A 21552-nucleotide genomic window follows, 5' to 3' on the forward strand; every position below is an offset into this window, starting at 1 on the left:
CTCCATGCTCACTCACAGAGCGGATCAGCACAGCCCGCACCCTAGAAGCCCAGAGCACCCCTCAGGGCCGCCGATATGAAATATTATCTGGCCCGGTGGGAGCAATGCGGCAAGGGCATGGCGACCCCCGCCACGTTTCCGTCTACTTCCGGTGATCTAACGAAGTGAGGAAGGGTGGCTGGGATGGAATATGCCGCCCACGCATGCCAATCGGAGATGGACACGATGTGGAAGGTATCGCTAGGCGTTGCGGCTTCGTTGCTGGTCACTGGAGCAGCGAACGCGGCCGGCATCTCGACGCTCAACAGTGTGACAGGCGAGGCCACACCTTGGGAGCAGGCCACCACAGCGACTTACGGACAGACGGTAACCTTTGACGAGCCGGTTGAGCTCAAGTCCTTCGAGTTCCGCAGCAACGACAAGGGTACGGCCATTACCTACAGCGTTTCGGTTTACGCATGGGACGGCAACGACGTGACAGGTGCGGCCTTGTTCAGCGGCTCGGGGATTACGGCAGGTGAGTCCCATTATGCCAACAACACCACCGACATGAGTGGCCTGCTACTCAGCCCAGGCCAGTATGTCGTGCTTTTAGAGGCCACATCGGCGGGTTCTGCTACATTTGCGACGGCAGACAGCGGATATAGTGGTGGCTCATGGGTATACTGGGATAAAGGATCGGACGCAGAGCAGAGTGAGTCCTGGTATGTCAGTCTCACCTCGGACTTGGGTTTTCGACTGGACTATGATGATAAGCCTAATTGAACAGCGTCGTCAGTAAGGCCACTCGCCGAAATCGTCGATGATACCACTGCTGGTCGGAGCCGAGGAAGTCATGTTACCGCCTCATTAGCCGACTCGAAGACATGCCCGGTAAAGATTCACAGACGTCCCGCAGTTACCAAACTGCGGGATTTTCTATTTGAGCAATGGAGTTGCTGAAAAGGGTGAGACGAAGGGCGGAGTGGCCGACCCAGCGCCTCCCGTTTTCCCGGCTCCAATGCAATGTCAGCTAGGTTCCGAGCTATAATCGAACAGGGAGTTGTTTGACCCAGGCCCTTGATTGGAGTTCAATCATTTTGGACAGCACAAGGTAGCGCCTCATCAGCGCAGAGTTGCCGTTGTGTGAAGACATTCGGCCAGAAAGAATGATCTCGACGAAAGACACAGCGACAACTTGTCCACGCGGCAGTCAACAGGATCCGCCCAGAGAGCGCCAGCATTGGGATGGGAGGCGGGCAACTATGGACCAAGGTCCGCCGCTCGTCCTATTGCACAAGCTGGAAATATGCCGCTGTGAAGTTCTGCTCCATGCCAGTATCGCAGCCGGAGAACTTCAGGTTTGAGGTGCCGCTGACGGTTGAGCCCGAGGTGATGGCGGCACCCTCCCCAGTGGCATTGGAGGAGAAAGCTACAGGACCGAGCGCGACGATCTGTGCACCGTAGAGGTAGAGAGCGGCCGAGTTCTTGAACCCGCCCCTGGTGATGATCTGAGCACCACTCCCCGGCGAACAAGCGTCATTGCGGCCCACCCACAGCCCTTGGCTCGACCCGCCCCCGCCGCCGGCGGTGCTGACCGATACTGAGGTGTCGGATGTATTGGTCGTATAGATGACTACGTTGTCCAGCGTCACGTTCCCCGCGATGCTGACCAAGCAGTTCGTGATTAGGACGAAGTTCTTGTAAGTGATCCCGCCTGAAGGCCCCGTCAGCGTCAACGTATTACCAGAGCTTGTGCAATCACGAGTGTGGACCAGTCCTTCGGTGAAGGAGCTGGTGGAATTGTAGGTGACATTGGCCCCAGAAGTGAGGCTGCGCACACCACTGCCGGCTGTGATATAAGCAGGTCGGTCGTCGTCGCTAGGCGTCTTGAGCGCAACATCCAGGGGATCGGTTGCGGTCGTTCTGATTCGATCAAGGATGCGGATGTCGAACTCGTCGCTGCGTAGAGCGTCCTGCAGGCCAGGGTTTTGAGCGAGGCCGGACCCACCCATTTGGATGTTAGTTGCGTCCGGCATGGAGACGATTGTGCCCGACTGAAATGTATTGTTGTTGCCAACTTTCACGTTCGAATTCGAGTGGATGCAGAAACCCTTCAGGAATTGGCTGCCTGACTGAATGTCCACCAGTCCTTGCGCCGTGATGCCGTCGCGGAGGCAGGCGGGCTGATAAGTGGCGTAGATGGCTGAGGCGCGAACATCCATCGAATCAATGCCCACCATGCGGAACAGGAAGGTGCTGGCTGGGTTGTTATGATCGGTTGCCCGGCTGGCGGTGACCAGAACGGCTGATTTTGAGGCTGCGTTGTCCTGAAACGTGCCCGTCGTTGTGTCCCATGTCCCAAACTGTATGTCGGCCTGCTGGATCACCTCGCCAAAGGCTGACGATGGCATATCAAACGCAGCAATTTGCATAGCGGCGGTCCGGGCCGCTGTGGCCGTGTTGCTGCCTTGGTTGCGCCTGAACAGAGCAGCATGAGCGGTGGCGTCTGCGGTGAGCTGCAGGTGGGTCCGCTCTTGGTAGAAGTAAGTGGTGTCCAATGCGGCTGCGCCGATGCAGCACACGGCTGCGGTCAAGAAAAGGTTGAACACCGTGACCATGCCGCCCTCGTCGCGGGCAAAGCGGGTGAGTCGTTGTCCAAGTGATGCCAACATTGCGTCCCCTCGCGTTCATCCCGTCGCCATGCGAAAGCGCACGTGATCCGTAGCAAAGCACGCGGAGTCAGCACGACTGCGACAAGGAGGTGACCCGACGGGGAAATATCGTGGCAGAATAACGGCAGTGAAGAAGAGAACTGAGGGCTGGGCCGTGTAAACATTAAGGTCCGTGGCTCAGCGCCACGTACTGGGGAACCTGAGATCAGATGTCGGCGACAGCAGACGAGGGTCCCGCCCCTGCACAGTCTCGGACTAAGGACCGGAGCTAGAGCACTCCCGACGCAGTCTGACCCTTCGGTTTGGCGTTGTTGCGTAACTCAGCCTGAGGCCGAGCTTGTCCCTTTCCCCTGCTGATTAGTCGGCGCGCATGATCTCGGCCCGTCCGAGGGCCGAGAAGCGGTTCATCAGGGCGATGCGGGTGTGGATCTCGGCGGTCTGGCGGTCGGGATCGCGTGAGGCGATGCGTTCGCCGAAAGCTTTGAGGCGGAGCATCTGGGCCTCGATCCGACTTCGGGCGTGGTAGCCCGTCAGTCGCTTCCAGAACGCCCGACCGAAGTGCCTTGAGGATCGCAGGTTCTCGTTCCTGGCTCTGGCTGCGGGACAGTCCTCCTTCCAGGGGCGGCCGTTCTTGCGGATCGGGATAACAGCCGTGCCGCCTCGCCCAGCGATGGCGGCGTGGCAGGTCCGGGTGTCGTAAGCGCCATCGGCTGTGACAGTGCCGATGGCTTGGTCCGACGGGATCTGCTCGAGCAGATCGGGTAGCACTGGGCTGTCGCCCTCACGGCTGGAAGTGAACTCCACCGCCCGGATGTCCCCGGTGGCCACGTCCATGGCCAAGTGGACCTTGCGCCATTGCCTGCGCCGGCCAGGACCGTGCTTGCGCACCTGCCACTCGCCGTCCCCACGCATCTTCACCCCCGTGCTGTCGACCAGCAGGTTCAAGGAACCACCCGACCGCCGGGAGGGGATCTGAATGGTGACCGTCTTCTGCCTGCGGCAGAGCGTCGAGTAGTCTGGCACCGGCCAGTTCAGGCCCGCCAGCCTCAGTAGGCTCGCCACCATCCCGATCGTCTGCCGCAGCGCCAGCCCAAACAGCACCTTGATACTGAGGCAGAACTGGATGGCGACATCGGAGAAGGTCTCGGGCCGACCAGGACGGCCGCTCGGGCTCGCGAGCCACTCCATCTCCCGGTCCAGCCAGATCAGCAGGGAGCCTCGCCGGCGCAGCGCGGCGTTGTAGCTGGACCAGTTCGTCGTGCGGTAGCGGGTGGGTGGCGGCTTGCTCATGCCCGCCCAGATAGGCACCCGCCGAACCTACGCGAGCCCCTCGCCTAGGGAGTTACGCAACAACGCCCTTCGGTTTAGTAAAGTTGCTCCAAACCGAGTTTGGCTTTGGTGGCACTTCAAACCTACAAGGCCCTGTGCACTGAATGTCAGCGCAGCGCTTGCGGTGCTCAAGTCGATCCAGTGCCAAGCGTCGGTCCTAAGGAGTGGGCTAGGTGGCCCAAGCTAGAGCGGACGCGATCCTTGATCCTCGTGATATTGTTCGGCGGTCTTGGGGGAACCCAATGAGGCCCTTCGGGAAACTCGCCAGTCCCTGTGTCGAAGCAGCACTTCGAACTTGGTATCAGACGCTCGGTCCAGTCCTCCGGAAGTTCATCAGCCTGCGCCGGGCTTGGCCTAAGGGAGGTCTCAGCACCCAAAGTCCAGGCAGAGCGCCGTTCATGGAGCCACTCTCCGCGCAGCATCGGCTCCCGCCGGGTCTCGAAGCGCTTCCGAATCTGCTCCGGAGACCGGTACATGTAATGTCTGAACCTGATCAGTCTGGGATACACTGGATGCAGGCCCTCATACGGCAGGCTCCTGAGGGTTCTCGAATGCCGCACAAAACGGATGGGGCTGTAGTCATTGATGGTGAAATACCGCAGTCTCTGCTCTATGGGGACATGGCTGCCGTAGAGCGCCGGGTCATTTCGATAGGCTATGAGATCCCTTTCGGTGAATACAAAGTTATATAACTGGGCGAAAACCGAGTTGTAGCGAGCAGGAACATTCGAGAGGAACTCTCGCGGGTTGTCGATATAAAACTCGTCAGCGTCCAGAATGCACCACCAATCGCCGGGCCGAGCGCGGGGCCTGTAGGCTTGGAGGAGGTTATCTCGGATCCCGTCATCGAAAGGGCGAGGATCCTGCTTGTAGGGGATGACGGCTGGCAGCTCTCTGGCCACGCCTTGGACGATTTCCCACGTTCCGTCGCTGCTGCCGTTGTCCAGCACGTATATGGCGTCGGACCAGTTAGCGGCGGCCCTGAGAGCCTGCTCCACGATGTCAGACTCGTTCTTCACGGCACATAAGCAAAACACTCTCATGTTGACGGCCCTTTCGGCGTCACTGACAGGTCTGTTGCCGATGTAAGCGCGAGGCGGGACCCCGCCCGGCGCGGCGTCTCAGGGTGGCTCCGCTTTGCGGTTATCCAGGAGAAGGTTGCTAAACAGGCCCTCGTTGGCGCCAAGGGCGAGGGCCATGAGAGCGCCCGCTACGGCCAAGCCTATCGCCAGGCAGACGATGAGGGCTCCGACCCCTAGAACCTCATAAAACAGATAAGGCAGCAGCATCGATCCGCCTTTCCCGCACGCTCCCGCGCGAAAAACAGTGATCAGCTCGCTCACCGGGAAATAGTGCCACAACCGCTCTGTTCAACATACGCGAGGACGGCTCGGTCGGCCAGAACTGGCCTATTGTTAGACGACTAAGCCAAGGGCAGCGCACGCGCAGGGCTAACCGCAGACCACAATCGACGTTTGTATCGTTAGCTTTGTTGGACGCTACCGGCACCAAGAGAATGCCGAACTTCTGCCCGCCGCAACCGGCTGCTCCGCGCCGGCGGGGCTTCGACAGTCTACCAAAGTCGACAAACAGCGACGGCCCTTCTGCAGCCGATGCCCTCAGTACGCTGAAGAGGGCAGATGGCTGCGGCCGAGCATCACCCCCGGACCCACCAGCCCGTGAGCCCCAGCCCAACGAGGACAGCGCCAACGGTGAGAGCGCGGACATAGTCGCGCCTGGTTGCGGTGCGGCGGGTCATGGCGGCGTACGGCCCGGTGGCTCTGGCGGGGTGAGGCGCTTCGATCTTGCGATTGCGTTGGCCGCAGACTGTGCTGCCTCTTGGCTCTCATAAGGCTGGTCCCAGCCCGTGCCGGGAACCTCAATCGGGGTGGCGGCGCAGTGGCGGGCGAACACGAAGAGCACGAAACAGCCACGGCCGTCTGCCCGCACGAAGTATTCCGGGCCGTCGGGAACGCGGGCCACGACTGGCTGACCAGCGCCGCCGCCTGGCTCCCATGTGAGATCAATCTCGTCCTTCATCGTTCTCTCACCCGTCTCTCCTTTGCCTGACCTTCGCGAGCGCGGGCTGCGTCGCTCGGACGTGGGCGGGGTGTCCCGCGCGGTGAGCAGTAACCTGATATCCGTCTCGGCCTTGGCGAGAGCCTCGTCCTCGGTCTCACCGGCGACAAGGACCAAGGGCAGCTGCCAGCAGGTGGCCACGAACATGCCCTTGGGCTCGCGAAAGATGTCGACCGTGAACGTCAGCGGCGTGCGGCCATCCTGGGCGTCCACGAGAAGGCGGTGGGTGATGCAAAGCTGGTTCCTGTCGCCGATGGCGGTCTTGAGCCGCTGAACGAGCTTCAGGCCGAAGGAGGTGGGATTGGACTTGGGGGGCATCGGGTCGCGGCTCATCGGGGCAGGCCACCCACGGCCGCCCTACGCTTCATCATCTCAGCCTGCGGAGTATTTGCCATGGGCATCTTCATGACAGCGCAGATCGCCGAGTTAGGGTGAAAGCCTGCACATTCGGAGCGCTCCGACAAGCCCATGGAGGCGCCATGTCCATCAAGCTGGTGTCCGAGCAGCCAGAAACGCTGCGGCACCTCCAATGCGCCGGAATTGGAAGCCCAACGCATCACAACCCAAGCCGGAGGCCGGGTGATGAGCACAGTCGCCGGGAGGCACATTCGCCTTCAGCCATGTGCCCATGCGGTCCAGCCCGCGACCAAGCCCAGTTGGTGGGACCACGACCTTGACCCGGATTGGGAAGGCTAAGTCGTCGACATCGCGCTGGGGCGTGTTGCGGCGGGTCATGAGGGGAGACCAGCAGGACCGCGAGCCGGTGCCAGCGGGGGCAGAGTATCGGGTCCGGGAGATAAGGGGAGCGTCACAAGCCGTGCTGCTCTCGAAACACCTGCCCCTGGCTAGTTGTATATGTCCCCGTTTTTGTGACGCGGGCGAGCGCGGTTCGGTTCTTTGCGTCAGTTCTATTGTGACGGCGAGGGGCCAGAACGGCCCCCCGCGAGGTCAGGCGTCACAAACAACAGGACGGGGATGCAAGGATTTTGTGCGGGGCTTCTGGGCTGGGGCGGGCTCCGCAGACCACCGCATGAACGCCTTGCGCGCCGGCTGCCCATCGTCGGTGGGCTCATCATCCAAGGCCCAAAGCGCCGACTGGCCGATGCCGGAGGGGCCGAGGCACGGCCCCTGCATCATGCGGATGAAGCCCCGTGCCTCCAACTCGCGGAGCCATGGTCCCACCGTGTTGCGATGGACGTTGAGCGCCTCGGCTGCCTGCCGGTGGCTTAGGACGATGGGACCGTTGTTCGAGCCGTTGAAGCGGCGTTTCAGCTCGACGTAGAGGGCACGCGGACCAGGGCTGAGGGTGGCCCAGGCGTGGCACGCCTGAAATCACTCGTAGAGCTGGACGTGGCGCCCCCGTGGGGACGCCGCCGGCCGCGCTTGTGGCCCTTGTGGCTGCCGCTCACCGACCCTCCTCCTGGCCCAGGAGAGCCAGCCAGAGGCGCAGGGCGGCGAGCTGCGCGCGGGGCAGCCTCCCAGAGACAACCAGACCGCATCCACGGCTCCCTCCGCGCCTCTCAGGACGCAGACGTGCCAGTGGCCTTCCCGCCGCTCCAGACGGGCGCCCTGCGGCCTCATGGCCGCTCCCCGTAGGCGAGGTGGGCCAGTGCACGGGCGAGGCTCACAGAGAGCCCGTAGCGGCGACGCAGGCGGGCAATCTGCATCTGGGTCTTGCCGCCCTCCCGTCGTCGGCCAGGACCGGCTCCACGCGGCTCCTGAGCACGTATCGCGCGTGAGTTGGGTCAGGTCCTTGCCCGCGCGTTCCAGCCCCTCCCGGATCGCACCCAGAAGATCATGGCGAGTGTAGTGCTGCTCGACAGTTGCGGCGGTCATAGCTGCCCTCCCATAGCTCTCGAAGATACCACAGGCTGGGTCCTTCGATCATGCAACCAGGCCAGCCGTCCACCTGAGGGCAACCACCCGTCCCTGCAAAGCGGAATCAGATGCTTAGGCGAGGCACTACGGGCGAGTATGGCGAAGTCCCTGTCCGCCACACTCCCCTGATGTGCTCTCAGATCAGCAGGATGTCGTGGGCCTCCACGGTGGCACTCGCCTGCAGGTCAGCGACTAGCGTGAGCCCGCTGTCCTTGCTGCCGTTCCTGTCGAACCACAGCGTCTCGTTCGCAGTGTCGAAGATGAACCGAATGTTGCTGTCCTCGGCGTCGTGGCCGTTGCTCGCCTGGAACTGACCGCTTGAGAGCCGGCCAGGTTCCAACCCACCTTTGAAGCCCATTGCGTCGATCACAAACTTGTCGTCGTTGCCGCTCTTGCTCCCGAAGTCGGTGATGGTGTCGCCAGCGTCGGATCGGCTGAGGAATACGAACTCGTCGTTGCCGGTACCTCCGGTAAGCCGGTCCCGACCCTCACCTCCAGCCAGCCAGTCCTTGTCAGCCCCACCCTTGAGCCCGTCGCGCCCCTCGGCACCCCACAGGTTGTCCTTGCCCGCCCCGCCGATCAGCCGGTCATCGCCGCCGGTCAGAGTGACAGTGCCCTCGTGATCGTCGCCAACCAGTACGTCGTCACCTCGTCCGCCGATCAGGGTATCGTCCCCACCGATCAGGTTGCCCGAGCCGAAATGCAGGTCTCCGAACAGGGAGTCGTTCCCATCTCCGCCCCTCACGACATCATTCCCGCCCGTCAGAAGGCCGACGCCCTCATGCCTGTCACCTTGCAACTCGTCGTTACCTGCGCCGCCCATCAGGGTGTCATCCCCGCCGATCAGGTCGCCCTCACCGGCGTGGACGTCTCCAAATAGGAAGTCGTCGCCCTCCCCCCCGTTGACGGCGTCATTCCCGCCCATCAGTAGGCCATGGCCCTCGTGTCGGTCGCCCTGCAAATCGTCCGCACCTGCACCGCCCATCAGGGTGTCATTGCCGCCGGTCAGGTCGCCTTCGCCGGTGTGCAGGTCACCAAACAGGAGACCAGCGACATCCGACGGCCTTGTGCCCGGAGGATCGGCCGTGACCGTCGATGACACAAAGTCTGGCCCGATAATCTCGTCGGCCGATGTTCCTATGTAAGTTCTCACGTTTATCCCTCCCTTTGACCTCGAGGACAGAACAAGCGCGGGGCAGGGATGCCGGACGGCGAGGCCATGCCCTGCGAGGCTGGCCCTCCAGACGCCAGCCGGTGGCAGGCAGATCGGATCGCGTGAGGAACAATGCTGCCTTATGAGCACGGGTCTGTAAACAAAAGCGTGCTTTACGCCCGCCGCTGAGAAGCTGGGGGATTTGCGCCCACATCATGGGACGCCCAAGGCCGGGTTGGTGCCTCTTGTGCAGGGATCCATGCCGCCCAGTTCAGGGGCATCGCGACCGTTGTCGGGCAGCACCACGACCGCGCCAGCCTCAGCTCGGCCCAGGAACGCCGCCGAGGACTCGCCCGCCTCCCGCTCCAGCCGCACCCAGGGACCGCCCGCATTCCGGTGCAGCACGGCCACGACGTGCGGCCCCGTCTCGCCCGGGGCTAGGATGGGACGCAGCAGCACCACAGCGTGCCGGCGTGCCTCGGCCTCCCCAGTCGCAGCCTCGAGCCGGCATAGCCGGCGCCGCAGGGTCATGCCCGGTCCTCCTCGGTGGTCCGCATCAGCGGGGCTCCGGCAGGCTCGGTGTCACGGCCGAGTCCTCGGCCGCTGCCAGTGCGCGGCGCTCGAAGTCGGCCTCGGTCTCATCCTCACCCCGCTCCAGGCTGCTGCCGCCGACCAGCAGGGCGACCTCGACGCGGTTGCTGAGCCCGCCTGTGTCGTCAGGGGACATGGCAGACAGGAAGATCACGCGGGGGCCCTCCGGGGCCATGGCCCCCCGGGCGGTCTCCAGCTTGGCCAGACGTCGTTCCAGGGTCATTGCTGGCCTCCTCGGGCCGCGACGGCCTCCACGCGGGCAAAGAAGTCCTCCGGGCTCTCGCCGGGACGGCGGGTGATGGTGATGCGCGGCGTGAGCGACGCAAGGCCATGCGGATCATCGGAGCAAGGCCCCCTGACACCTGTGCAGGGTGTGCCAGGTGCGTCGTTCTGGCGAGGCGGTCCCAGACGGTTCTGATGGTGTCTCCGGGTCATCGGGTATGTCCCTCCAGGGCGGCAAGGCGGCGCTCGAGGTCGGTGGTCTCGAGCGTGCGCCGGTATGTCTCCACCAGCGCCATGACGTGGGCTCCCTCGGCGGGGGTGAGCTCGCCCCCTGCGACAGCGGCGAGGATGGCGCCCGCCGCCTGAACGGCATCGGCCGCCGTGCTCATGGGCGGCAGCTCGAAGGTGAGCAGGGGGGTCCTTGCGGGTGGGTGCGATCCGCTCCAGGCAGAGCCGCAGCGCCATCGTGTCGCCCTCCAGCGCCCGGGCCACCGCCCGGCGCGTCAGGGTCTCGGCCTCGCCCTCGAGAAGCGCCTGCACGGCCTGGGTGGCCTTGTGGCGGCTGCCGGGCGGCTTGCCGGGGTTGCCTGGTGCGAAGGTGCCGTCGGGCTTGCGTCCGGATACCTGGGTCATGCCTGCTCTCCGTGCCGGTCCAGCCACACCGCCTCCAGTTCGGCTTGGTCCTGGTTAGACAGTCGCGACAGGTCGGCACCGGTCTCTAGGAGGCGCACCAGGAGGCCCGTCGAGAGGCGCGACGCGTCCAAGTTGGATGCCTCCTTCGCGGGTGCGCCCTTCACGCCTTCCAGCCGTACCAGGCGTCGTTCAAGCTCCGTCATTCGGAGTCTCCTTTCATGCTGATCTCCACAGACAGCCCTGGCCCAGGGCATCGCGTTGGACCCTCGCGAGTGCTCTTGGCCATGCCTCGACCTGCGGCAGCGGCAACCCTGGACAGGTCGCCTCCTGGAGGGCGCTGGCCATTCGGAGCCATCCGGGGCGAAGTCGACGTAAGGATTGCGGGCGTCCGTATTCGATCCGCTGTTACGGGTCATGGCGCTCTCCGCAGAGCTGTGCTCGTCGTGGACCGAGCGGCTGCCGGGACGGGCGCGCCTTGGGTTTCCCCTGCTTGGCAGGGGCACACAGCAGGCGGGGGTAGATGGTATATTAAGGATGTCACTGGAATGGTGACGTGATGCGGGCCCGAACGGCCCCGAAGGTCACTGTTTTGGTGACGGCCTGTCTTCATTTTGGTGACGTGCTCCTCGACTTCGTCACCAATTCGATGACGGTCCCGTCACCATCTCGATGACAGGGTTTTGCGCGTGTGCGGCGCCCGGTCGGGTTGTTGGCCATGGCCTTGTGGACGGGGAAGTCGTGGCCGGACCGCCAGTCGCGGTAGAGCCTGCGCCCCCCGCGCTCCGAGGCGTGGGGCAGGCCCAACTCGGTCAACTCGTACGCGGGCGCCTTGGCCTCGCCCGAGAGGCCCAGGCGAGCGTGCTCGGTCACCACGAGGAAGCCCTTGGCTTGCAGGTCATGGAATGCGCGCGCCGCCGTGTTGATGCCGACCCCCATCTTGTCGGCCGCCTGCCGGACGCTGAGGCGGATCTGGCCGTTGTTGTTGGCCTGCGGTCCCCGCCATTCCAGGCGCAGCCACGGGTAGAGCGCCTGCGCCGAGGATGAGAGGGCCCGCCAAGCGGGCTCCTCCATGAGGCTCCGCGTCATGGGCGCGAAGTGCTCGCCCCGCTCGGTGCGGCCCGTGCGGTTGGCCTTGCCGCGCACCGTCATGCCCCGCCTCTCCGGGCATGGAGCTGCTTGTGATGCCGGCGGCAGAGCCAGGTCACGTCCAGAGGGCGCGAATAGTCGTCGTGGTGCGCCTCTGCTTTGGCCTCCCCGCACACCGAGCAAGGCTGCGGCTGGATGAGCCCGCGCCGGCGGCCGGACTCTAGTGCCTTGTGCGCCCAGACCTTGAGCGGGTTGCGCTCGCGCCAGGCGTCCTGCGCGGGGAACATCTTGGCTGCGCAGCGGGTGTCGGCGGTGTCGCTCATGCCAGCACCGCCCGGAGTTCGCCCAGCGCCTGCACGCTGTTTGACCTCTGGTCCCAGTAGAAGACCCTTGTCAGAGCAAGCCCGGCTGCGGCATTCTCCGGCGCGAGGATGTCTTGAGAGGCCATCCGGTTTCCTGCCCCGGTCGCGCGCTGGAACGCGCGGCCGGGGTTCGTGCTTTCAGCGCTCCTCATGCTCGGCCACCTCACGCCGTCACCTGGGCCCGGGCGGCCTCCCACGCCTCGACATCAGCGAGACGCCAGCGCGTGCAGCCCGGCGAGAGGGAGACGGGCTTCGGGAAGTCGGCGGCGCGAGCCCACCGCCATATAGTCGGGCGAGTGACAGCAAAGCGCTGCGCCACCTGCTTGTCGGAAAGATACATGGGGCATCCTTATGCTTGTGGATGCTTCGACATGTATCCAGCGCGGCGCAGTGGGTCGTGTTGAACAAATGACGGGGGTTTGTGGACAGCCAGTGTCAGCGCGGAAGATGTATCTCTAATACCTTGTCACGGCTGTAGGTCTGCAATCCCGAGCGGAAGAGAAAGTCTCCCAGACGTCTTAGGTCGGCATAATTGGGCGCGTAAAACAGAGACTTCATATCGGCATAAGTCGTGCGCCGGCCTGCACTTGTGAAGGCATCGGCTATCGCTTCGAAGACGCACCAGGGAGCATCACCGCCGTTGGCCTGCTCGTCATTGCGACCAAGCGGGATGTCGACATCCTCTGCTTCGGCTAGGAAGCGCGCCAAAGAATATTGCTGCACTTTCAGCAAGGTTTCTCGTCCCGAAGGACGGCCCTTGCGTTTAGGTCGAGCACGCTCACCGGTCAGGACTTCGGCTGTGAAGCGCTGGAGCGCGGGATTAAGCGGCAGATCGGCAGCAATTAACATCCCAGAAACATAGCCAGCTCCATCATAGGCGGCAGGGTTGCTTTCTGCTAAGGCCACCAGCTCGGCGCTGGCCTCCTCGCCAAGCATGTAAACATGCCGCCGATCATCAAGGTGCACGACGTCGACGCCCAAAGCAAAAAGAACTGGCCAGCCCGGAGCCATCCTCTTCTTAGAGGCGTAAAGGACAAAGCCACGGGCGGTCTTCTCCAGAGTCTCTTCTATTTCGGCGCGCTCGATCAACCACGTGCCTCGCTCAACGCCACAACCTTCTGCCCCGCCTCGCCCCGCAGGAACCGCCCCCACGCCGCCATCATGGCTCGGCGCCGCTCGACCATGTCGCCGCGCCGGTAGGCCCGCTCGACCTCGCTGCCGACGCGGTGGGCCAGCGCAATCTCGGCCATGTCGCGCGGATACTCTGTGTGCTCGGCCGTCCAGTCGCGGAAGGTGGAGCGCAACCCATGCGGTACCGCCGGGCGGCCGGACCTCGGGTCTAGCCATCCAGGACGGCCAGCCTCGACCTCGGCCGCGTGCATCCGGCGCATGACAGCCGACAGCGCCATGTCCGAGAACGGCCCGCCACGCGGGGCGGGGAACACGTGCGCGTCGCCTTCCAGTCTGGGCAGGGCGGACAGCAACGCCACCGCTTCGGGCGTCAGCGGCACGCGGTGCTCGCGCTTAGCCTTCATGCGCACCGCCGGGATGGTCCAGAGCTTCACCTCCAGATCAATCTCGGTCCAGGTTGCCCCGCGCACCTCGCCCGAGCGCGCCGCCGTCAGCGTGGCAAACTCCAGGGCACGGGCGGCCAGACCCGGGCGCTTCTGCAAGTCCGCGAACCAGGCCGCAGCATCCTTGAGCGCGACGGCGGGGTGGTTGTCGGCCTTGGCCACCCGGTCAGGCTTGGGCAGGAGCGCGTCGAGGTTGCCGCGCCAGCGCGCCGGGTTGTCCCCCGTCCGGTGCCCCGCCACCGTGGCCCAGGTCAGCACCGCCTCGACGCGCCCGCGCACCCGGGTCGCCGTCTCCGTCTTGTCGTGCCAGAGCGGCTGGAGCACACGCAGGACGTCCTGCACGGTGATGTCGGAGACCAGCATGCTGCCCAGCTCGGGCCGTGCGTAGGTGTCGAGCGTGCTGCGCCACTGCGCCTGATGCTTGGGGTTGCGGAACTCGGTGAGCTTCGCGACGAGGAAGCGGTCGCTCGCCAGTCCAAAGGTCAGACCCCGGCGCTGGGCGGCTGCCAAGGAGGCGCGCGCGGCCTTGCGTTCTTCCACCGGGTCGATGCCGCGCCGGATGGCGGCCTTAGCCTCACGCGCTCGCTCTCGGGCCTGAGCAAGCGGCACGTCCGGAAAGCCGCCAAGGCCGATTTCCCGCCGCTTTTCACCCACGGTGGTCCGCAGAAGCCACGTCCGCCCGCCCGTGGGCGTGACCTGCAGCAGCAGCCCCGAGACGCCGCCCACCGCGAAGGTGACATTGCCGCCCCGGCCGGGGTGCGTCAGCCGCTTGACCTCAAGCGGTGTCAGTTCGCGTGCTTGCCTGGGCATCCTCTCAAGACCCGCCTAGCTACCCGCCTAAGAGCATGGCATTGCATGCGACAGGTTGCAACGGGTCCGGACGGGTGGAACGCGCAAAGTCCTTAAGGTTATGGGACCTGAGCGACTTTATGCGACGGACTGATACGCAATATTGGCGGCCTCCCGCTCCGCCACCCAGACCTAAGTACCTGACACTGCTCAGGAATAACTCCGATTTCCTGCGTCATTCCGGGGCTTAGCGGGTCCCTGTTCGCGCTGAGACGCACCCTCGCATTCCGTTTCGCCCCATCTCTTCCCGGCGTCTCAGTCGTCGTTGGGACGCGGTGCGGTTTGGGGCATCTTCCCTGCCAACAGGGAATGAGCAGCGACTTTTCAGGATGTTTGACGATCCATGCCGATCCGGACAACGAGAAGCTGTAGCCCCTCAGCGACTTAGCCCGGTATTCCCTAAGCAGGTGCCCAGGGAACGTTTGCACCCGAACAGGGAAGTACCAACGGCCGAGTAGGGACATGGACGGTCCCTGTCGAACGGATCGAGAGCATAGATGAGGCCGGCCTGCTCCGGTCTGGGTCGCTTGCCGTCTCAGCTCGCGAAGCCGAACACCCGTTCCTGCTCGCTCCAGTCGAGAGGCAGGGGCGTGCGGATGATCCGCTCGAGCGTGAGGTCGACGGGCTGGCGTCCGTCTAGGATCGCTTCCTGGATACGCGGCGAGAGGAAGGCGAGCTCCGCACGCGAGCGGATGAAGGACTCAGAACGGCTCTCTCGGCGCGCGATGGCGATGACCGGCTCGCCTTTGCGGATCGCGAAAGCCCAGGCATGAGCCTTGGCGAGGGTCCGCAGAAGCGTTCGGTCTGGAGCGGGCGCACGCTCCCCGGCCACGATCTTCAGCTCCACCCCGCGTCGGCGCATCTCGATCGGTGCCTCACATGCCAGGACCGCTGGGCTGAGCGCCTCAGGCGAGGTGGCCAGCGCGTCCGCGAGCGCCTGGCTGTCGAGGCAGAGGGCCAGCCTCCCGGGTCCGATCTCGCCTGAGGCTACGAGCCGTCGCAGCAGGTCATCTCGTCGGGATGGCTCACGCAGGCCTGCGGCGAGCTCCGCGGCTGCCATGCGGAGCGCCACCGCCCCTTGCGCGTCGGGCTCGGCCAGCAGGGCGTGCCCTTCAGCCGCCCGCGCCAGGTGCTCGGCCAGCATGGCGGCGACAGCCTCTTCCAGTGTGGGGGCGGGCAGGCGCCAGCCGCTAGGGTCAGCGGGCCCGGTGATGAGCCGATGCGAGGCATAGTACCGGATACGCCGGCCAGCCTTCACGCTGTGGGTGGGCGTGAGCCGGTCGCCGGTGTCGTCCCGAAGCTTGCCTGTGAGTGGAGAGGGGAGGGCGGTGGACGACGGGGTTGCCGTCTGGGAGGTTCGCCAGGACCCATCGGCGGCACGGTCCGCGCATTCATCAGACCTGCGAGCCTCTCGTCCGGCACCCGCTCTGTTGCCTTGCTCTGCAGCGACGACCTCCGCTGCAAGCCGTCCCCGCCGTCCTCTCGGCCGCGCGCTTGCTTCCTGCATGCGGGCCTGCACCTTGTCCCAGAGGTCCTGCTCCACGATGGCCGGGTGCAGCCCCGGGTAGGCCTCGTCCTTGTGCTTCGTGAGCCCCCGGTAGGTGATGTTGGTGAGCAGGTGGTGGATCTGCCCCCGGGTGAGTTGGAGGCCACCGGCCTTCTGCCCCGTCCGAGTGACCCGCGGCTTCGAGGTGATCCCTCGTGCGGCGGCCGCGCGCTCCACCTGGCCCAGGCAGCCCAGCTCGTCGTAGAGGCGGAAGAGCCTGCGCACCTGCTCGGCCTCGGGCTCGTTCACCACCAGCTGCTGCAGCTGTGGGTCGGGATGGCGGTCGTAGCCCAGGGGCAGCATGCCTCCCATCCACATGCCCTTCCGCTTGGAGGCCGCCACTTTGTCGCGGATGCGCTCGGCCGTGACCTCCCGCTCGAACTGCGCGAAGCTGAGGAGCACGTTCAGCGTGAGCCGTCCCATGGAGGAGGAGGTGTTGAAGGCCTGGGTGACGGACACGAACGAGCAGCCGGCCGTCTCCAGCCGCTCCACCAGCTTGGCGAAGTCGGCGAGCGAGCGCGTGAGCCGGTCGATCTTGTAGACCACCACCATCTGCACGCGACCCGCGTCGATGTCGGCCAGGAGGCGCTGCAGGGCCGGGCGCTCCAGCGTGCCCCCGGAGAGACCGCCGTCGTCGTAGTGCTCGGGGGCGAGCTTCCAACCCTCGTGCTTCTGGCTGGCCACATAAGCCGCGCAGGCCTCCCTCTGGGCGTCGAGGCTGTTGAACTCCTGCCCGAGCCCCTCCTCGGAGCTCTTGCGGGTGTAGATGGCGCAGCGGACCTGCGGGCGGGAGCCGCCGGATGCACGGGCGCTCATGCCAGCCTCCCCGCCGCCTGAGCCATGGCCCTGGGCGGCGCGCTGGCGGCCTTGGCTCTGCGCCCGTCGGGAGACTTCGCGTCCCGATCACTCGCCTTCTTTGCGCCTGCCGTTCCTGCGCCGTCCTGCAGCCCGAAGAAGCGTGGCCCTGACCAGTGCGCGCCGGTGATGGCCTGCGCGATGGCCGAGAGGGAGCGGTGGCGCTGGCCGCGCCAGATGAAGCCGCCCTCCACCACGTCCACCACATGCGTGATCCCGTTCCACTCGCGCAGGAGCCGGCCTCCTGCCTTGAGCTTAGGTGCGACAGCCTTCTCTGTGCCACGGGTCTGGGCCGCCGTGAGGCTATCGAGCCTCTTGGTGACGGAGGCAGGAAGCCCACCCTGCGCGCGGGCCTGCAGTTCCCACGCAAGCACCCGCCGCAGGAAGGGCTGAGACAGCCGGGCCGGCGGCTCTCCCCCGAGAGCAGCGGCCCAGAGCGCCACGAGGGCGTGGCGATCCATGTGCTCCAGGTCTGCGACCCTGAACTTGGCCCCACCCGCCGGACCGAGACGTCTCGCGTGTGGATGCTCGGCGACCTCGGCCCCTTGCCGGACGGCCGCCCGGCTCACTGGCCCGCCTCCGTTTTGGCGACCAGTCGGTACAGCGTGGTGCCGTCCTCGCCCTTGCTCTTCTCGATGACCTTACCTCCTTTGCGCAGCCCGGTCAGCGCGGCTCGGACGGAGTGGCTCTGCCAGCCGGTGGCGTCGCAGAGCGTGGCGAGGCTGGCCCCAGAGGGAGAGGCGAGCAGGGCATGGATCTGACCAAGCTTAGTCACCTTGGGCTGGGTGGCCTTGGCCGCTTTGCCCGTGTTGTCCGGCGGCGGTGTCAGAGGAACCTGAGACACTGGGCTTGAGCGGGGCAGGGGCCCTGCCTAGCCTCTCGGGATGATCAGACGCAGCCCCTTTCGCTACTTTAAGACCTCGCCCGAGATCATCCGGCTGGCGGTGATGCTCTACGTGCGCTTCCCCCTCTCGCTCCGAAACGTGGAGGACCTGCTCCACGAGCGTGGGATCGAGGTGAGCCACGAGACGGTCCGGTTCTGGTGGCAGCGCTTCGGCCCGATGTTCGCGGCCGAGATCCGCAAGAGGCGGGTGAGCGGGATGCGAGCGTCCCGCTGGCGCTGGCACTTGGATGAGGTGTTCGTGAAGATCAACGGCGTCCAGCACTACCTCTGGCGGGCGGTGGACCACGAAGGCGAGGTGCTGGAGGCCTATGTTTCCACGCACCGGGACAAGAAGGCAGCTCTACGTTTCCTGAAGAAACTGATGAAGCGGCATGGTCGCCCAGATGAGCTGGTGACCGACAAGCTCCGCTCCTACGGAGCAGCTCTCAAGGAGATCGGGGCCGAGGACCGACAGGTCACCGACCGTTGGGCGAACAACCGCGCCGAGAACTCGCATCAGCCGTTCCGAAGGCGGGAGCGGGCCATGCAGCGGTTCCGGCGCATGCGATCACTGCAGAAGTTCGCCGCCGTCCACTCCTCCGTGTGCAACCACTTCAACTCGGACCGCAAACTCTCAAGCCGCCCCGTCTACAAGCTGAGCCGAGCCGCCGCTCTGGCCGAGTGGCGCGGGCTCTGCGCCGCCTGAGATCAAGCGCACCTGCCCAAACTGAGACGAGTTCGCATTGGTCTGACACCACCTCCGAAAGAGCAGGCGGAGCCAAGGCAGGGGGAGGCAGCTGCGCGACAGTGGAAGCACGCGCATCACCTGCCCATCTTCGAAACTTGGCCTTTCCATAACCTAAGCACCGCTTGTCCTTGGGTCAGAATAGCCACGCCGCAGCGTTAGAGCGAGCAAAGGTTCGCTGGTTGCAGCTACATCGTCGGGCTGCCTTTGGCAGCCAGGAGGCGACTAAACATTCAGTCCGCCGCCGGGCTCGGCGCCCCGGCTACTCGCGACAACTCACTCCGGCTGGGTGCGACCAGGAGACGAAGACGGGGAGAGGTGACGGGCCCGTGCGAGCAGGCCGAGGGGGCGCCTACTGCATCCAGAGGCCGGCTGGGAATGACGCCAGGGAGAGCCCTTCGATCCGGGGCGTTGGACGAGCAAGCGCGCGGTCGGAGCGGCGGGGCCGTTCAGGAAACGGTCTGTCCGCGTATCGAGGGCAGGTCTGCCGGCATCTGATGCTAGTTTGCTGGGCACATTGGTCGTGTGCATTGGGCCGAAGTCTGTTGATCGGAGAACGCCGGAGTGGGCCTGGTCTGGGCCACGTCTGGCGTTCTCCCATGCTCGCGGCGAGCGTGTCGGGGGCCCCGACTGGGGCTCAAGCGGGCCAGGACCAAAAGTCTGACGAAGGTCGTCGATCGCCCGCCAACGGCCATCCCTGCGGACTTCTGCCGGTCGCATGAGACCCGCTCAAACTGGGCTTGGTGGCCATAATCTCGCCACAAACAAGCGCTGAATGTTGTCGATCAGGAAACACTGGGAAGCTGCAATGATCCGCGTCACAACAACCAAATGGTCGCTTGTCCAGCAGCTGGCGGACTTCCTGTCGGGCGCGCCCCACTCCCCGGATGATGAGTGTGCGGCCCTGATGCGGCGCCTGTTGCGCGAGTACGAACGGCGACGCATCGAGGCCAGTGCCCGAGTGGACGGCAAGCCCCCTGGCCGGCTTGCGCAACAGCGGAGGCGCCTCGCCGCAATCAGGAGCATGGCGTCGGGGTCCTAGGACCCGAAAGGCCGGCGGTCAGGGCGGTGCAGCGTCCGGATGACCCAAGCGTCGCTCCTCGATCTTCCGACTGGCCCGGCAGCGACGGCACCTGGCCCGTCGAGTAGGCGGGCCGGCCGCCGATCTCCTCCTTCAGGATCACGTCCATGTTCTCCCACGCCTCGACGCCGTTCCAAGCGTAGTCACATGCCAGAAGTGGGGGAAATCGGTGTCGGCATCCTCGAGCATGAGCCCAGGGTAGGGAGAGAACCGGAAGGGAACAAAGAGCCGCCTCCGGCAGTCACGTGGGCGGCCACGTCCACCCCTCATCCTTGTCCCCGACCTCTCGGAACCGTTTGTAGCGCTTCAGCGACGGCCAGCTTGGGTGCCCCGAACTTCGGTCATGCCTGGGCTCGAAAGGCGGGGCAATCTGCGTCCGCATCGTCCGCAGCTTGGCATTCCAACTGGTTACGTCGGACGGTCCAGGCCAGCCGGACGCAGCAACCGTCCGCGTTTGCGTCCGAACAGGCTCCGACGGTCCAACGGTGATCAGAGGACAAACTATTGAAAGGGCTTAGCTTTCTCTCGGCCGCGGACGCTGCAGACGGTTCGGACGGTGTCGTCCCTCACATATTGGCTCTGACGCCCGTGCCCTCTGCACGAGCCAACCCATGGATCAGGCATAGCCGACGTGGTCGTTGGATTTCACTCTACCAAGTGGCTGTCCATCGATGGCGCACGGCGGACGTCGTCGGAGCGGACGCCGGTCATCGCTAATCTGCGACGAACGGGCTTGATGAGGCTGTGACGGAACCCCAGCGCTGGGCCAGGGCGTGGCGGGACGAGGCCGAAAGCGCCCACTTCAGCTACGATAGCGAACGTCGGCGCACCTGATCGGACGCGGTCGAAAGGGCCGCAGAGGTTAGCTCGGCTCTGCTTCGGCAGAGTCGGTCGGGCGAGGCGGACCGGGTCGATGTGTTCCGATGACACTCGCTCATCCTTTGGGTTTGACGAGGGCGCTCGCGCCAGCTGCGAGGCTGCAAAGCTGATAAGGGGAGCCTGGTTGGCGGGAGGCTATCGGGACATCTGCATTGAGTTTTGTCAAGCTGGGCCACTCTCTAGGTGAGTTGACGTCACCGGTCGGTTGCAACCGAACGAGGTCACCATGAGCAATTGGCTTCCTGCCTCCATGGCCTTGATGCTGTCTGGTGCGTCTGGCGTCCATGCCCAGGCCACATCGGACGACCAGTTGGCCCAGACCTTCCAAGCGCAGCATGAGGCGATCCGGGCGGCCCAGGACGAGTATCTGTATGGCAGCCCCAGAGGCGGGCCTGACAACGGCTTGGATAGAGGGATCGAGGTCGTCGCGATAGAGAGCCTCGACGGTCGCCCGACCGCGCCTCTCGACGAGGGTGAAGCTGTTGCCCAGGGACCAGATGCCGAGAGGCCGGCCGAGGAGGCCGAGGCTGCGCAACCAGCGATTGGCGACGTGGTCTACGTCATTCCGCCTGAGAGCGCGCTCCAGATCAATGTCCATGTCGAGTTCCCGTTCGACTCGGCTGCCCTGACTGAGGACCAGATCCCCAAGTTGCAACAGCTCTGCCGGGTGATGGGCAGGGAGGAGTTCAATGGCTCCCGCTCCCGCATCATCGGGCATACCGACGCGAAGGGCGAGGATGCCTACAACGACCGGCTCTCGTTGTTGCGCGCCCAGGAGGTCGTCCGCTACTTTGTGAACACCTGCGGCCTCGACACCGCGCTGTTCGAGGCGATGGGCCTGGGCGAGCATCAACTCCTCGACCCTGCCGATCCTGAAGCAGCGGCCAATCGCCGAGTCGAGTTCCAACTCGAGGCTCTGAGCTGACCGGCTGGGGCGGGACCTTGGGTCCTTTCTGTATGGGGCCTTCCGCTCGGCGCCTTTCAGCCCCCGCGCCACTCAGCCGCTTCAAGTTCGAATGCGGATTCCATCATTCGTTCTTGGACTTTGCCCACGCTGCCCAAAGCTGCTGCGCATCGTTTGCGCGCCGATCCTTCTTGGTATGGTGCTCGCCCAGGTACTCCCCGGGTGTGGTCCAAGCTGACTTCGGCTGCT

General features: G+C 64.9%; 21 protein-coding genes and 1 pseudogene. 3 read left to right on the plus strand and 19 right to left on the minus strand.

Going from position 1 to position 21552, the window contains the following annotated elements:
* Nucleotides 1-183 precede the first annotated feature (183 nt).
* A complete protein-coding gene (locus RUMESO_RS24800) occupies nt 184-765 on the plus strand; it encodes a hypothetical protein (RefSeq protein WP_156362593.1) in 582 nt (193 codons plus the stop codon).
* Nucleotides 766-1268: 503 nt separating this feature from the next.
* Here the strand turns inward: RUMESO_RS24800 and RUMESO_RS01725 are convergent.
* From RUMESO_RS01725 to RUMESO_RS01800, 19 genes and pseudogenes are all read right to left on the minus strand, one after another.
* Nucleotides 1269-2600: a TadG family pilus assembly protein gene (locus RUMESO_RS01725; protein ID WP_051520907.1), complete on the minus strand. Its 1332-nt coding sequence runs from the start codon at nt 2598-2600 to the stop codon at nt 1269-1271.
* Between the two features lie 411 nt (nt 2601-3011).
* Complete coding sequence (locus RUMESO_RS01730; RefSeq protein ID WP_037277567.1) at nt 3012-3944, minus strand: IS5 family transposase; 933 nt, start codon at nt 3942-3944, stop codon at nt 3012-3014.
* Between the two features lie 167 nt (nt 3945-4111).
* On the minus strand, nt 4112-5026 hold the full coding sequence (locus RUMESO_RS23730) for a glycosyltransferase family 2 protein (protein WP_082483295.1): 915 nt from the start codon (nt 5024-5026) through the stop codon (nt 4112-4114).
* Between the two features lie 712 nt (nt 5027-5738).
* Nucleotides 5739-6395 (minus strand): type II toxin-antitoxin system HicB family antitoxin, encoded by a 657-nt coding sequence (locus RUMESO_RS01740; RefSeq protein ID WP_037277572.1) that lies wholly within the window; start codon nt 6393-6395, stop codon nt 5739-5741.
* Nucleotides 6396-8076: 1681 nt separating this feature from the next.
* The gene (locus RUMESO_RS01745; RefSeq protein ID WP_169791115.1) at nt 8077-9093 is read right to left on the minus strand and encodes a calcium-binding protein; all 1017 of its coding nucleotides are present in this window, start codon (nt 9091-9093) and stop codon (nt 8077-8079) included.
* A 213-nt stretch (nt 9094-9306) separates the two neighbouring features.
* Nucleotides 9307-9624: a hypothetical protein gene (locus tag RUMESO_RS01750; RefSeq protein WP_037277573.1), complete on the minus strand. Its 318-nt coding sequence runs from the start codon at nt 9622-9624 to the stop codon at nt 9307-9309.
* A gap of 25 nt (nt 9625-9649) precedes the next feature.
* Entirely contained in the window at nt 9650-9907 is a 258-nt protein-coding gene (locus RUMESO_RS01755; RefSeq protein ID WP_037277574.1) for a hypothetical protein, read from the minus strand.
* A 208-nt stretch (nt 9908-10115) separates the two neighbouring features.
* Complete coding sequence (locus RUMESO_RS26010; RefSeq protein ID WP_211262747.1) at nt 10116-10295, minus strand: hypothetical protein; 180 nt, start codon at nt 10293-10295, stop codon at nt 10116-10118.
* A gap of 97 nt (nt 10296-10392) precedes the next feature.
* Nucleotides 10393-10539: pseudogene (locus RUMESO_RS28260) on the minus strand (hypothetical protein); the annotation flags it as partial.
* Entirely contained in the window at nt 10536-10742 is a 207-nt protein-coding gene (locus RUMESO_RS01765; RefSeq protein WP_037277575.1) for a hypothetical protein, read from the minus strand. The pseudogene RUMESO_RS28260 and the gene RUMESO_RS01765, both read right to left, overlap by 4 nt.
* Before the next feature lie 403 nt (nt 10743-11145).
* Complete coding sequence (locus RUMESO_RS01770; protein ID WP_037277576.1) at nt 11146-11688, minus strand: GntR family transcriptional regulator; 543 nt, start codon at nt 11686-11688, stop codon at nt 11146-11148.
* A complete protein-coding gene (locus RUMESO_RS01775; RefSeq protein WP_211262748.1) occupies nt 11685-11948 on the minus strand; it encodes a hypothetical protein in 264 nt (87 codons plus the stop codon). The genes RUMESO_RS01770 and RUMESO_RS01775 overlap by 4 nt, the downstream gene beginning before the upstream one ends.
* Nucleotides 11945-12073: a hypothetical protein gene (locus tag RUMESO_RS27635; protein WP_281177517.1), complete on the minus strand. Its 129-nt coding sequence runs from the start codon at nt 12071-12073 to the stop codon at nt 11945-11947. The genes RUMESO_RS01775 and RUMESO_RS27635 overlap by 4 nt, the downstream gene beginning before the upstream one ends.
* 77 nt (nt 12074-12150) lie before the next feature.
* On the minus strand, nt 12151-12327 hold the full coding sequence (locus tag RUMESO_RS01780) for a helix-turn-helix transcriptional regulator (protein ID WP_037277577.1): 177 nt from the start codon (nt 12325-12327) through the stop codon (nt 12151-12153).
* Between the two features lie 95 nt (nt 12328-12422).
* The gene (locus RUMESO_RS24805; RefSeq protein ID WP_156362597.1) at nt 12423-13076 is read right to left on the minus strand and encodes a hypothetical protein; all 654 of its coding nucleotides are present in this window, start codon (nt 13074-13076) and stop codon (nt 12423-12425) included.
* The gene (locus tag RUMESO_RS01785; protein ID WP_037277579.1) at nt 13073-14371 is read right to left on the minus strand and encodes a tyrosine-type recombinase/integrase; all 1299 of its coding nucleotides are present in this window, start codon (nt 14369-14371) and stop codon (nt 13073-13075) included. Before RUMESO_RS01785 ends, RUMESO_RS24805 begins: the two co-directional genes overlap by 4 nt.
* Before the next feature lie 574 nt (nt 14372-14945).
* Entirely contained in the window at nt 14946-16772 is a 1827-nt protein-coding gene (locus RUMESO_RS28050) for a recombinase family protein (RefSeq protein ID WP_037277580.1), read from the minus strand.
* Entirely contained in the window at nt 16769-17380 is a 612-nt protein-coding gene (locus RUMESO_RS01795; protein WP_281177518.1) for a DUF2924 domain-containing protein, read from the minus strand. The genes RUMESO_RS28050 and RUMESO_RS01795 overlap by 4 nt, the downstream gene beginning before the upstream one ends.
* A complete protein-coding gene (locus RUMESO_RS01800) occupies nt 17377-17586 on the minus strand; it encodes a DUF3489 domain-containing protein (RefSeq protein ID WP_169791116.1) in 210 nt (69 codons plus the stop codon). The genes RUMESO_RS01795 and RUMESO_RS01800 overlap by 4 nt, the downstream gene beginning before the upstream one ends.
* 109 nt (nt 17587-17695) lie before the next feature.
* On the opposite strand from RUMESO_RS01800, the gene RUMESO_RS01805 reads away from it, so the two are divergent.
* Both RUMESO_RS01805 and RUMESO_RS01815 read left to right on the plus strand, forming a co-directional pair.
* Entirely contained in the window at nt 17696-18400 is a 705-nt protein-coding gene (locus RUMESO_RS01805) for an IS6 family transposase (RefSeq protein ID WP_037277582.1), read from the plus strand.
* Nucleotides 18401-20625: 2225 nt separating this feature from the next.
* Nucleotides 20626-21324 carry an OmpA family protein gene (locus tag RUMESO_RS01815; RefSeq protein WP_051520910.1) on the plus strand — a complete coding sequence of 233 codons (699 nt, stop codon included), beginning with the start codon at nt 20626-20628 and terminating at the stop codon, nt 21322-21324.
* Nucleotides 21325-21552 lie beyond the last annotated feature (228 nt).

Source organism: Rubellimicrobium mesophilum DSM 19309, from assembly GCF_000600335.2.
GTDB classification, from domain to species: domain Bacteria; phylum Pseudomonadota; class Alphaproteobacteria; order Rhodobacterales; family Rhodobacteraceae; genus Rubellimicrobium; species Rubellimicrobium mesophilum.

What these genes read in the sequence shown, in the direction of transcription:
- RUMESO_RS24800 (WP_156362593.1), top strand. Translation starts at nt 184, where the DNA reads ATGGAATATGCCGCCCACGCATGCCAATCGGAGATGGACACGATGTGG.
- RUMESO_RS01725 (WP_051520907.1), bottom strand. Translation starts at nt 2,600, where the DNA reads ATGGTCACGGTGTTCAACCTTTTCTTGACCGCAGCCGTGTGCTGCATC.
- RUMESO_RS01730 (WP_037277567.1), bottom strand. Translation starts at nt 3,944, where the DNA reads ATGAGCAAGCCGCCACCCACCCGCTACCGCACGACGAACTGGTCCAGC.
- RUMESO_RS23730 (WP_082483295.1), bottom strand. Translation starts at nt 5,026, where the DNA reads ATGAGAGTGTTTTGCTTATGTGCCGTGAAGAACGAGTCTGACATCGTG.
- RUMESO_RS01740 (WP_037277572.1), bottom strand. Translation starts at nt 6,395, where the DNA reads ATGAGCCGCGACCCGATGCCCCCCAAGTCCAATCCCACCTCCTTCGGC.
- RUMESO_RS01750 (WP_037277573.1), bottom strand. Translation starts at nt 9,624, where the DNA reads ATGACCCTGCGGCGCCGGCTATGCCGGCTCGAGGCTGCGACTGGGGAG.
- RUMESO_RS01755 (WP_037277574.1), bottom strand. Translation starts at nt 9,907, where the DNA reads ATGACCCTGGAACGACGTCTGGCCAAGCTGGAGACCGCCCGGGGGGCC.
- RUMESO_RS26010 (WP_211262747.1), bottom strand. Translation starts at nt 10,295, where the DNA reads ATGAGCACGGCGGCCGATGCCGTTCAGGCGGCGGGCGCCATCCTCGCC.
- RUMESO_RS01765 (WP_037277575.1), bottom strand. Translation starts at nt 10,742, where the DNA reads ATGACGGAGCTTGAACGACGCCTGGTACGGCTGGAAGGCGTGAAGGGC.
- RUMESO_RS01770 (WP_037277576.1), bottom strand. Translation starts at nt 11,688, where the DNA reads ATGACGGTGCGCGGCAAGGCCAACCGCACGGGCCGCACCGAGCGGGGC.
- RUMESO_RS01775 (WP_211262748.1), bottom strand. Translation starts at nt 11,948, where the DNA reads ATGAGCGACACCGCCGACACCCGCTGCGCAGCCAAGATGTTCCCCGCG.
- RUMESO_RS27635 (WP_281177517.1), bottom strand. Translation starts at nt 12,073, where the DNA reads ATGGCCTCTCAAGACATCCTCGCGCCGGAGAATGCCGCAGCCGGGCTT.
- RUMESO_RS01780 (WP_037277577.1), bottom strand. Translation starts at nt 12,327, where the DNA reads ATGTATCTTTCCGACAAGCAGGTGGCGCAGCGCTTTGCTGTCACTCGC.
- RUMESO_RS01785 (WP_037277579.1), bottom strand. Translation starts at nt 14,371, where the DNA reads ATGCCCAGGCAAGCACGCGAACTGACACCGCTTGAGGTCAAGCGGCTG.
- RUMESO_RS28050 (WP_037277580.1), bottom strand. Translation starts at nt 16,772, where the DNA reads ATGAGCGCCCGTGCATCCGGCGGCTCCCGCCCGCAGGTCCGCTGCGCC.
- RUMESO_RS01805 (WP_037277582.1), top strand. Translation starts at nt 17,696, where the DNA reads ATGATCAGACGCAGCCCCTTTCGCTACTTTAAGACCTCGCCCGAGATC.
- RUMESO_RS01815 (WP_051520910.1), top strand. Translation starts at nt 20,626, where the DNA reads ATGAGCAATTGGCTTCCTGCCTCCATGGCCTTGATGCTGTCTGGTGCG.